We start from the raw sequence: 10,304 nt of genomic DNA, 5'->3' as shown, positions 1-10,304 counted from the left end.
TCCTACAGGCCACGGTATTGTAGGAGCTGCCGCAGGCTGCGATCTCTTGATCTTACTTACGCGCCAACTTGTACTTCAAACAATCATCATAAAAACTCTGCCGAACCGCCGCCGGTTTGATCCGCGTCGGGCTGTCGTAAGTTTGTTCGGTAATGCCCATTGCCATCATCCGCATCCACGACTTGGCGAACTTGTACGACTGGATTTTTTGCCGCGCCGCATACAGCGAAACCCCGGACAACTTGAGTTCCTGGGCTCTTGCCGCGGTGCCCGCGCCCCAACTGCACATATAAGTATCACCGGGCTTCAGTTCCTTGGCCTGGGCAGAAACCGTAAGACCCGCGACGCCGAAAGAGATCAGCACGACCCAGACATTGCGCATTTGCATTCCACCTAACCGCCTGAAAATGAAGCGATTCTGGCGACAAGCGAAGAACATGGGGGCCAGCATAATGCCTTCTGTGCAATTCCTTGACCTGCATCAGTAAACGAAAGTCATTTTCTTGCGACATTTCAAAACTTTGCTATAGCTAAGCTCTCTCCGCCAACTAAAAGAGGCAACGGAATGTCAGTCGCAAAGAAAATGAGTGTGGGGCAACTGACGATGTTGACCGCAGTCAACATGTTGGGCTCAGGGATAATTCTACTTCCCTCTAAACTCGCGGAAGTCGGGGGAATTTCGATACTTTCCTGGCTGATCACTGCCACCGGTTCACTGGCATTGGCCTATGCCTTTGCACGATGCGGGATGCTCAGCCGAAAAACGGGGGGCATGGGCGGATACGCCGAGTACACCTTCGGCAAGGCCGGTAACTACATCACCAACTACACCTATGGCCTCTCGCTGTTGATTGCCAACGTGGCGATCAGCATTACCGCGGTCGGCTATATCCAGGAGCTATTCCACATTCAACTGGATTCGCTGCAAGTGGGCCTGGCGACCATTGCGCTGTTGTGGATCACCACGTTCGCCAACTTTGGCGGTGCGCGGATTACCGGCCGGATTGGCGCAGTCACCGTCTGGGGCGTGATTGCGCCGGTGGTGCTGGTGTCCACCGTGGGCTGGTTCTGGTTCGACAGCAGCGTTTACGCCGCTGGCTGGAACCCGCACAACATGGGCTGGCTCGACGCCGCGGGGGCCTCGGTAGCGATCACCTTGTGGGCCTTCCTCGGCCTGGAATCGGCGTGCGCCAACACCGATGCGGTGGAGAACCCCGAAAAGAACGTACCGATCGCGGTTCTCGGCGGCACCCTCGGCGCGGCGGTGATCTACATCGTGTCCACCAACGTCATCGCCGGCATCGTCGACAACCCGGAACTGGCCGCCTCTACCGCTCCGTTCGGCCTGGTCTTCGCCAAGATGTTCACCCCCCTGGTGGGCGACATCGTGATGGCCGCGATGGTGCTGGCCTGCATCGGCTCGCTGCTGGGCTGGCAGTTCACCATTGCCCAGGTCTACAAAAGCTCGGCGGACACCGGTTACTTCCTGTCGATCTTCGCCAAGTCCAACAAGGCCGGAACCCCGATCGTCGGCATGCTGGTGCTGCTGGCCGCGCAAACGGCGCTGGGTTTCCTCACCATCAGCCCGGACCTCAGTAAACAGTTCGACACACTGGTCAACCTCGCGGTGGTCACCAACCTGGTGCCCTACATCCTCTCCATGGCCGCGCTGATGACCATGCAGAAGGTGTCCAACGTACCGGCCGGCAAGGCGCTGGCCACCAACATCATTGCCTGGGTGGCCGCGGCCTACAGCTACCTGGCGCTCTACAGCTCGGGCGAGCAAGCGCTGATGCTCGGCGGCGTGGCGACCATCTTCGGCTACACGCTTTTCGGCTTCGTCAACAACCGCCTGATTCGCCTCGAAGCGCTCAACAACAGCGTGCCGACGCAAACTGTCAGCGCGCAGCACCTCACTGGCAAACCGGTGCCGGTGAACAGCCTGAATAAAGCCACTCTGGAGGTTAACGCATGACGGACTATAAACATTCACTCGGGATGCTCGCGCTATTGGTCAGCGACCCGGCGGACAAGCGCACGGTGTTTGGCCGCGCCCTGGATCAGTTGGTCAGCGACGTAGAGGGTCGTGGCGTCAGCGTACTGGCCTCGGAAAGCCTCAGCGATGCGGCGTCGATCCTGCGTTCGGACCCGGCCGTGCAATGCGTGCTGATCAGCTGGGAAATGGACACCAGCAAAGATCACGAAGACTGCATCAAATTGCTGGTCAAACTGCGCGAACGCAACACCCGCGTGCCGGTGTTCCTGATCAGCGACCGGACCACCGCGTCGAGCATTCCTTTATTGGTCATGCAACACGCCGACGACTTCATCTGGCTGCCCGAAGACACCAGCCGCTTCCTCAGCGGACGTATCATGGCGGCCATCGAGCGCTATCGCCAGGCCGCCCTGCCGCCGATGTTCGGGGCACTGGTGAAGTTTGCCAGGTCCTACGAATATTCCTGGCACACCCCCGGTCACGCCGGTGGCACGGCGTTTCTCAAAAGCACCGCGGGCCGGGCGTTCTACGAGTTCTTCGGGGAAAACCTGCTGCGTTCCGACCTGTCGATCTCGGTCGGTGAACTGGGTTCGCTGCTCGATCACAGCGGCCCCATTGGCCAGGGCGAGCGCTACGCGGCCAAGGTGTTCGGTGCCCATCGCACCTACTACGTCACCAACGGCTCGTCGATGTCCAACCGCGTGATCCTCATGGCCAGCGTCACGCGCAACCAGATTGCCCTGTGCGACCGTAACTGCCACAAGTCCGCCGAGCACGCGATGACCCTGTCGGGGGCGCTGCCGACCTACCTGGTGCCGACGCGCAACCGCTACGGCATCATCGGCCCGATCCTCCCGCAAACCCTGAGCGCCGAAGGCGTGAAAGCGGCCATTGCCAACAACCCGATGGTCAAGGACGGCATCGACCCGACGCCGGTCCACGCGATCATCACCAACTCCACCTACGACGGCCTGACCTACAACGTCACCCGCGTCGAAGAGCTGCTGGGCCAGAGCGTCGACCGCCTGCATTTCGACGAAGCCTGGTACGGCTACGCGCGTTTCAACCCGCTGTACCGCGACCGCCACGCCATGCACGGCAGCCCGGACGATCACGATGCGTCGAAGCCGACCGTGTTCGCCACCCAGTCGACCCACAAGTTGCTGGCGGCCCTGTCCCAGGCCTCGATGATTCACGTGCGCAACGGCCGTAATCCGATCGAACACGGGCGTTTCAACGAGTCGTACATGATGCACGCCTCGACTTCGCCGAACTACGCGATCATGGCCTCCTGCGACGTCAGCTCGGCGATGATGGAAGCGCCCAGCGGGCAGATCCTCACCAGCGAATCCATCGAGGAAGCCGTGTCTTTCCGCCAGGTCATCTCGCGCATGCACCACGAGATGCTGAGCAAGGACGACTGGTTCTTCACCTGCTGGCAGCCGCCGACCGTGCAGGTGGGCAATGCCACGGTGCCGTTCCACGAAGTCGATCCTGTGTTGCTCAAAACCGAGCCGAACTGCTGGGTCCTGCACCCGAACGAGGTGTGGCACGGTTTCGGTGACATCGAGGAAGGCTACTGCATGCTGGACCCGATCAAGGTTTCGGTGCTCAGCCCCGGCATGGGTGATGACGGCAATCTACTCCCGACCGGCATCCCGGCGTGCGTGCTGACCGCGTACCTGGGGCGCCAGGGCATCGTCGTCGAGAAAACCACCGACTTCACCATCCTGTTCCTGTTCTCCATCGGCATCACCAAAGGCAAGTGGGGCACCCTGGTCAACGCGCTGCTGGACTTCAAGCGCGACTATGACGACAACGTCGAACTGGAGCTGTGCCTGCCGGATCTGCTGGCCGGTAACCAGACCCGCTACGCCGGCATGGGCCTCAAGGACCTGGCTGACGAAATCTTTGCCGCCATGAAGCAACACAAGACCACCTCGGCCATGTCCCAGGCATTCGGCACGTTGCCGCAAGCGGTGTTCAGCCCGGTGGAGGCCTACGAGAAACTGGTGCGCAACGAGATCGAACTGGTCACCCTGGAACAGGCCGCCGGGCGCATCGCCGCCACCGGTATCGTGCCGTATCCGCCGGGCATTCCCTTGCTGATGCCGGGTGAGAACGCCGGGGCTGCCGACGGTCCGTTGCTGGCCTATCTCAAGGCGCTGGAAGCCTTCGACAAATCCTTCCCGGGGTTCACCCATGACACCCACGGGATTGAAGCCGAGGCCGGGGTTTATCGGATGCTGGTACTGAAATAACAGGGCTGCACAAAACCAATGTGGGAGCGGGCTTGCTCGCGAAGGCGTCCTGTCAGTCACTATTTCAATTGACTGACACACCGCCTTCGCGAGCAAGCCCGCTCCCACAGGGATCTCATTCCACATCTGGATCTACGTCGGTCCAAATGCCTATGGGCAAATTCAATCACAGCGCTCTATGATTGAACCCCATGACCACCTCCGCTCCGATCCGCCAACCCTGCCCGCCCGGTGCCTGCGACTGCGGGCGTGACCCGCTGCTGGAAACACCCGGCGCGGACCTGCGCATCCTGTTTTTGACCCGCACCGAAGAAAAACGCCTGGTCGACCGCCTGGAAAACCTGCAAAGCCTCCAGGACCTCGAGCACCTGCAACGGCGGATGTTCGAGCAGTTGGGCATCCGCGTGGACATCGTGCCCAGCTTCAACGAAGTGCGGACCATGCGCGGCATCGGCATCCAGGTCGGCGAACTGCCGGGGCTGTGCCGCAAGACCCGCGCCTCGATCCCTGCCGCGATTCGTCGCGCCATGGAAAAACGCCCGGAAATCGCCTACGACCTGCTCAACGCCAACGACCTGTTGCGCGATACCTGACACCCCGAACAAGATCGACGGTCGTACGTGAAGTGCGCGGCGCTGCTATGCCTTCTCAAGGGAGCAAGCGTTTCAGGCCAGGCAGGATGACCCTGGCAAGGCAAACGTGACCGTGGTCCCGGCGCCAACCCGGTGCGCGCAGACACACAGGTGCCAATCCCTGGAAGGAGGTGGCAGATGTTATTCATCGTCAGCTGGAAAATCAGTACGGCCAATCGCAACAGTACGATCGAGCGCTTTCTCAAGACCGGTGGTGCGCCACCGGAAGGCGTCAAGATGCTCGGGCGCTGGCACGCCGTCGGCGGCGCGGCCGGTTTTGGCATTGCAGAGGCCAACGACGCGGTACCGATCCAGCAGTGGGTACTGCAATGGAGCGACCTGATGACCATGAAGGTCCAGGCGGCACTGACCGACGAACAGGTGGCGCCTCTACTGGCAGCCACTGCCGGCAGGTAATGGCATCGAGGCGGCGAGGCAATCTCGCCGCCTTGACTCGGGGAGACGGGAGCTGGCGGTTTAACTTACCCAATGACTGGATTTTTCAGCATAAATACCTACGCTCTTTCGCGAGTGATCCAAAATCCTGGGGCCGTCACGGGACTTCTTCCAGGGGATTAACGCCAGTACATCATGGTCATTTGCGCAGGTGATCCCATGCAGGTAAAAACATCCGCCCTGCCCGCCGTCACCCTGTTAGCACTGTGCTGCCAGCAGGCCCACGCCGGCGGCATCATGCTTTACGAAATCGGCACCGATAACGCAGGCCTGGCCAACGCCGGTGCCGCTGCCCGAGCCCAGGGTCCCTCGACGATCGCCAGCAATCCGGCGGGCATGAGCTATCTGCCGGGCACGCAAATCACCGGTGGCTTGCAGGTGCTCTACGGTAACCTGGAGTTCAATCGCGACGGCGACACCAATGTCCCGGGCAGTGGCAGTGGTAACGCCCTCGATCCGATTCCCGGCGGCAGCTTCTTCATCACCCATGAACTGGACGACCACTGGAGCATCGGCTTTGGCCAGTACGCCGACTTTGGCCTGGCGGTCAATTACGACAACGATTGGTCCGGGCGCTACTTCTCGCAGAACGCCAGCCTCGGTGGTCTGTCTCTGGTGCCAAGCGTGGCTTACCGCTTCAACGAGCAATGGTCGGTAGGCGTCGGCGTCAAGGCCATGTACGGCATGCTGCAGGCCCAGACCGCCATCGACCGCTCGCCATTCGGCTTCACCGATCGCGGCGACGGCCAGTTCAAGTACAAGGACGAGGATTGGGGTTTTGGCGCGAACGTAGGGGTGATCTACGCCCCGCAAACCGGCACGCGAATTGGCCTGACCTACACCAGCAAGGTCGATCTGGACTTCGAAGACGGGCTGGACATCAAAGGCAATGGCCCGGCATTGGACAGGCTCAATGGCCTGAACACCCAGCTCGATCTGACGGTGCCACAAACCGTGACCCTGAGCCTTTTCCAGCAACTGGATCGGCAGTGGGCCCTGCTCGCCTCGGTCAACTGGCAGGACTGGTCGGAGTTCGGCGAGGTCGGCGTGCAGGTCGACACCACGTCCATCGATGCGCGCTCGACTACAATCGATGCCAACTACAAGGACACCTGGCAACTGGCGCTCGGCGCGCAGTACCAGGCCACGCCGCAACTGCTGTGGAACGTCGGCGTGGCATACGACAGCAGTCCCGTTTCGGACAGCGACCGCACGTTGACCGTGCCAATGGCCGAATCCTGGCGCATTGCCACAGGAGCCACCTATGCTGTGAACAAGGACACCGACGTCAACGTCAGTTGGGCCATGGTCTATCTTGGGGATATGCCGGTAGACCAGACCAAATCCACGTCGGGCAATCGAGTTTCCGGTCAGTTCGACACTGCCTGGATTTCGGCCCTGACCGGCAACATGACCTGGCGTTTCTGATAGTTAAAAAAAAGAACGATTTTAACCAAGGAGTAAACAGCACTATGAACCTGACCCGCAAATTGCTTGTCGGCACTGCCCTGGCCGGGCTCATGCTCGGCGGTTGTACGTCGAAAGTCACCGAGAAGGAGCAGTACTCCGGCTACCTGTCCACCTACAACAACCTGCAGGAAGTCGAGACGCCCAGCGGCGGTACAGCGATGCGTTGGGTGAGCCCGTCATTCAACCCGAATGCCTATGACACCGTGGCCTTCACCCGTCTGGAAATGTACCCGGCGCCCAAACCCAATGAGCGGGTCAACCAGCAGACGCTGAGCGAAATCCAGAACTACATGACCAACAAGGCCAAGACCACGCTGGGGCAGAAGTACCGGGTCGTTTCCAGCCCGGCCGCCGCGCCGGCCGGTTCGAAGACCCTGGTCATGCGTGCAGCGATCACCGGGGTCAGTGCCTCTCCCGAAGGCATGCACTGGTATGAAGTGGTGCCTATCGCAGCGGTCGTGGGCGGTGTGTCCGCAGCGACCGGTATCCGCGATGAAAACACTGAATTGTATATCGAGGCCGAGTTCATCGACGCCAAGAACAATCAGTCCGTAGGCCGGGTCGTGCGCAAGGTCTTTGGCACCACGCTGGAAAATGACAAACAGAAAATCACCGCCCAGGATTTCAAGACGGCGATCGACAAGTTGGGTAGCGACTTCCAGGCGTTCATCAATAAATAACCCGCGGCCTTTGTAGGAGCTGCCGCAGGCTGCGATCTTTTGATTTTGATTTTGATTTTTAAGATCAAGATCAAAAGATCGCAGCCTGCGGCAGCTCCTACAGGGGTGTACAGGGGTATCAGTTTTTTTTCATCCCCACCCGCCGGCGCATCTCCGCAGTAATCGTCTGCCGGGTTTTCTTCAGGTCCGCCCAAGGCTCATCGCCCACTTCGGCCAGGCGTTCATGCGCGTTGTGAATGTTCCATTGGTTGCCGCCCTTGAGCTCTTCCACCTCTTCACGAAAGATCGGCATCGACACCGGCAACCCTTCCCGGGTACGCACGGCGTAGGCGCAGATGGTGGTCGCGCCCAACCCGTTGCGCAGGTAATCGATGAAGATCCGCCCCACCCGGTTCTTCGGCCCCGACACCGCGGAAAAACGCTCCGGCAGCATTTTGGCCATGTGGCTGACAATCGCATGGCTGAAGTCCTTGACCTCATCCCAGCCGAGCTTGCGGGTCAGCGGCACCACCAGGTGAATGCCCTTGCCGCCGCTGGTCTTGAGGAACGCCTTGAGCCCCAGTTCATCGAGCACCGTCAGGGTCAACTGGGTGGCCTCGACCATGCGTTTCCACGGCAGCGCCGGGTCCGGGTCGAGGTCGAGGACGAACCGGTCGGGTTTGTCGAGGTGGTCCGAGGTGGCGTTCCAGGTGTGGAGCTCGACGGTGCTCATCTGCACCGCACCGATCAAGGCTTCGGCGTTGTTGATGACCATCATCGGCTGGCCCGTGAGTTTCTGGTCGAGGGTGGTGATGCCGGGGATGGCCAGGCGCTCGGCGTTTTTCTGGAAAAACAGTTCGCCGGCGATGCCGTCCGGTGCCCGTACCAAGGCCACAGGGCGGTCCTTGAGCTGCGGCAGAATCCACTCGGCGACGCTGGCGTAATACTCCGCCAGTTGCACTTTGGTCGCGCCACTGCTGGCGTCGATGACCCGGTCCGGGTGGGTGATGCGCACCTTGCCCTGGTCAAGGCCGATCTGCGAAGGCGCGGGTTCGGCTTTCTTCTTCGCGGCGGATGCCTTGTCGGGGGAAGGCTTGGCGGCGGCGGTTTTTTTCCCAGGGGCAGTTTTCACGGCAGTCGGACGCTCTTCGGTGATGTCTTTGGCAGGTTTGTCGTTACGCAGGCCATGGAACACCGCATGGCGCACCGAACCGTCCTTGGTCATTTCGGCAAAGGCCACTTCCGCCAGCAGGCTGGGTTTGAGCCAGTGCACGGCCTTGAACTCGGCACCGCTGGGCGGGTTGACCACAGCGGGCTTCTTCGTCTGCAAGGGTTTGAGTTGTTCATGGATGCTGTTGAGGGTCGCCTCGGTAAACCCGGTGCCGACCTTGCCGGCGTAGCGCAACTCACCGCTGTCCTTGTCATGCAACCCCAGGAGCAGCGCACCGAAGGCATTGCGTGAACCTTTGGGGTCGGTGAAGCCGACGATGACGAATTCCTGCCGATGCTTGCACTTGAGCTTGACCCAGTCACTGCTGCGCCTTGAGACATAGGGTGAACCCAGGCGTTTGCCGATCAGGCCTTCCATTTGCATCTGGCAGGCGCTGTTGAGCAAGGCCTCCGGGTCTTCACCGAAGGACTCGGAGAAGCGCAGCAACGGGTCCTTGCCGGTCTTGAGCACCGTCGAAAGCGCAGCCCGGCGTTCCTCGACAGGCACCTCGCGCAGGTCCACGCCATTGAGATAGGGCATATCGAACAGGTAGTAGAGAATGTTGCCACTGCGCCCGGCCTCAAAGGCGTTTTGCAAGGCCTGGAAGTCCGGCACGCCCTGCTCGTCGGCCACCACCATTTCGCCGTCGAGCCAGGCCGATTCCAGGCCCAGGCCGGCCAGCGCCTTGGCCTGGCCGGGCAGCTTGTGGGTCCAGTCGTGGCCGTTGCGGGTGAAGAGCTTGACCTCGTCGTGGTCGATGCGCGCCATGATCCGGTAGCCGTCGAACTTGACCTCATAACTCCACTGGCCACCCGGGGCCTTTTCCACCAGCGTCGCCAGTTCCGGTTTGATCTGGTCCGGCAGCTTGGCCTTGTGTGCGCCGGTCAGTGGTGCGGATTTTTCCTTGCGCGGCTCTTTATGCTTTGGCGCAGCGGGCTGCTTGACGGCCTTGGGTTTGGCCGCCTTGGGCGTTTTGGCAATGAGGGTCCGTTCGCTGAGCACGCTGTCGGGCTCGGCGGCCACCACGTCGTAATCACTTTCCGGCCGGGCGGCACCGTCCTGATGCTTGATCAGGAACCACTGCTCCTGCTTGCCCGGCATGTGCGTGCGCACCAGGTTCCACAATCCGGCGAGCTTCTCGCCTTGCAGTTCGAATTTGAGCCGGCCCTTGGCGTAGGCCTTGGCCGGATCCTCCTGGGGAATCCACACGCCTCGGTCCCAGACGATGACATCACCGGCACCGTAGTGGCCTTCGGGGATGCTACCTTCAAAGGTGGCGTAATCCAGCGGATGGTCTTCGACATGCACCGCCAGGCGCTTGACCTTGGGGTCCAGCGACGGTCCCTTGGGCACCGCCCAGCTTTTGAGCGTACCGTCGAGCTCCAGCCTGAAGTCGTAATGCAGCCGGGTTGCATCGTGCTTCTGGATGCAGAAAAGCAGCGCATGGGCCTTGCCCTTTCGACCGCGAGACCTGGAAACACCGGAAGGCTCGGGGCTTTTGTCGAAGTCCCGCATGTCGTTGTATTTTTCGAGCGGCTTGTCCATGGCGCCTCCGCCGGGTTCATGACTTGAGTCAAACCGTTATTGTCATGAGACCCCGGATGAGTGCGCGAAGGTTCA

At 60.9% G+C, this 10,304-nt stretch carries 8 protein-coding genes; 6 read left to right on the top strand and 2 right to left on the bottom strand.

The features are described 5' to 3' along the window. Nucleotides 1–52 precede the first annotated feature (52 nt). Entirely contained in the window at nt 53–382 is a 330-nt protein-coding gene (locus tag SOP85_RS20685; protein WP_274076927.1) for a hypothetical protein, read from the bottom strand. 183 nt (nt 383–565) lie between these two features. Here SOP85_RS20685 and potE point away from each other — a divergent pair, with 183 nt between their 5' ends. The 6 genes from potE (at nt 566) to SOP85_RS20655 (ending at nt 7,495) form a co-directional block, all read left to right on the top strand. Beyond that, complete coding sequence (gene potE / locus SOP85_RS20680; protein WP_274076926.1) at nt 566–1,975, top strand: putrescine-ornithine antiporter; 1,410 nt, start codon at nt 566–568, stop codon at nt 1,973–1,975. Continuing rightward, a complete protein-coding gene (locus SOP85_RS20675) occupies nt 1,972–4,257 on the top strand; it encodes an Orn/Lys/Arg decarboxylase N-terminal domain-containing protein (RefSeq protein ID WP_274076925.1) in 2,286 nt (761 codons plus the stop codon). The genes potE and SOP85_RS20675 overlap by 4 nt, the downstream gene beginning before the upstream one ends. 191 nt (nt 4,258–4,448) lie before the next feature. Further along, nucleotides 4,449–4,850 (top strand): hypothetical protein, encoded by a 402-nt coding sequence (locus SOP85_RS20670; protein WP_274076924.1) that lies wholly within the window; start codon nt 4,449–4,451, stop codon nt 4,848–4,850. Nucleotides 4,851–5,027: 177 nt separating this feature from the next. Then, nucleotides 5,028–5,306 carry a DUF3303 domain-containing protein gene (locus SOP85_RS20665; RefSeq protein ID WP_323628074.1) on the top strand — a complete coding sequence of 93 codons (279 nt, stop codon included), beginning with the start codon at nt 5,028–5,030 and terminating at the stop codon, nt 5,304–5,306. A 198-nt stretch (nt 5,307–5,504) separates the two neighbouring features. Continuing rightward, a complete protein-coding gene (locus SOP85_RS20660; RefSeq protein ID WP_274076922.1) occupies nt 5,505–6,773 on the top strand; it encodes an OmpP1/FadL family transporter in 1,269 nt (422 codons plus the stop codon). Nucleotides 6,774–6,817: 44 nt separating this feature from the next. Next, nucleotides 6,818–7,495: a DUF3313 domain-containing protein gene (locus SOP85_RS20655; protein WP_274076921.1), complete on the top strand. Its 678-nt coding sequence runs from the start codon at nt 6,818–6,820 to the stop codon at nt 7,493–7,495. A gap of 118 nt (nt 7,496–7,613) precedes the next feature. Here the strand turns inward: SOP85_RS20655 and ligD are convergent, their stop codons facing one another. After that, nucleotides 7,614–10,229 (bottom strand): DNA ligase D, encoded by a 2,616-nt coding sequence (ligD, locus tag SOP85_RS20650; protein WP_323628073.1) that lies wholly within the window; start codon nt 10,227–10,229, stop codon nt 7,614–7,616. Nucleotides 10,230–10,304: the final 75 nt, after the last annotated feature.

Source organism: Pseudomonas sp. YuFO20 (genome assembly GCF_035064975.1).
Lineage (GTDB): Bacteria > Pseudomonadota > Gammaproteobacteria > Pseudomonadales > Pseudomonadaceae > Aquipseudomonas > Aquipseudomonas putida_AE.
The sequence above is the reverse complement of the archived record's forward strand: the minus strand, read 5'-3'. Positions and strand labels throughout refer to the sequence as shown.

What these genes read in the sequence shown, in the direction of transcription:
- SOP85_RS20685 (WP_274076927.1), bottom strand. Translation starts at nt 382, where the DNA reads ATGCGCAATGTCTGGGTCGTGCTGATCTCTTTCGGCGTCGCGGGTCTT.
- potE (WP_274076926.1), top strand. Translation starts at nt 566, where the DNA reads ATGTCAGTCGCAAAGAAAATGAGTGTGGGGCAACTGACGATGTTGACC.
- SOP85_RS20675 (WP_274076925.1), top strand. Translation starts at nt 1,972, where the DNA reads ATGACGGACTATAAACATTCACTCGGGATGCTCGCGCTATTGGTCAGC.
- SOP85_RS20670 (WP_274076924.1), top strand. Translation starts at nt 4,449, where the DNA reads ATGACCACCTCCGCTCCGATCCGCCAACCCTGCCCGCCCGGTGCCTGC.
- SOP85_RS20665 (WP_323628074.1), top strand. Translation starts at nt 5,028, where the DNA reads ATGTTATTCATCGTCAGCTGGAAAATCAGTACGGCCAATCGCAACAGT.
- SOP85_RS20660 (WP_274076922.1), top strand. Translation starts at nt 5,505, where the DNA reads ATGCAGGTAAAAACATCCGCCCTGCCCGCCGTCACCCTGTTAGCACTG.
- SOP85_RS20655 (WP_274076921.1), top strand. Translation starts at nt 6,818, where the DNA reads ATGAACCTGACCCGCAAATTGCTTGTCGGCACTGCCCTGGCCGGGCTC.
- ligD (WP_323628073.1), bottom strand. Translation starts at nt 10,229, where the DNA reads ATGGACAAGCCGCTCGAAAAATACAACGACATGCGGGACTTCGACAAA.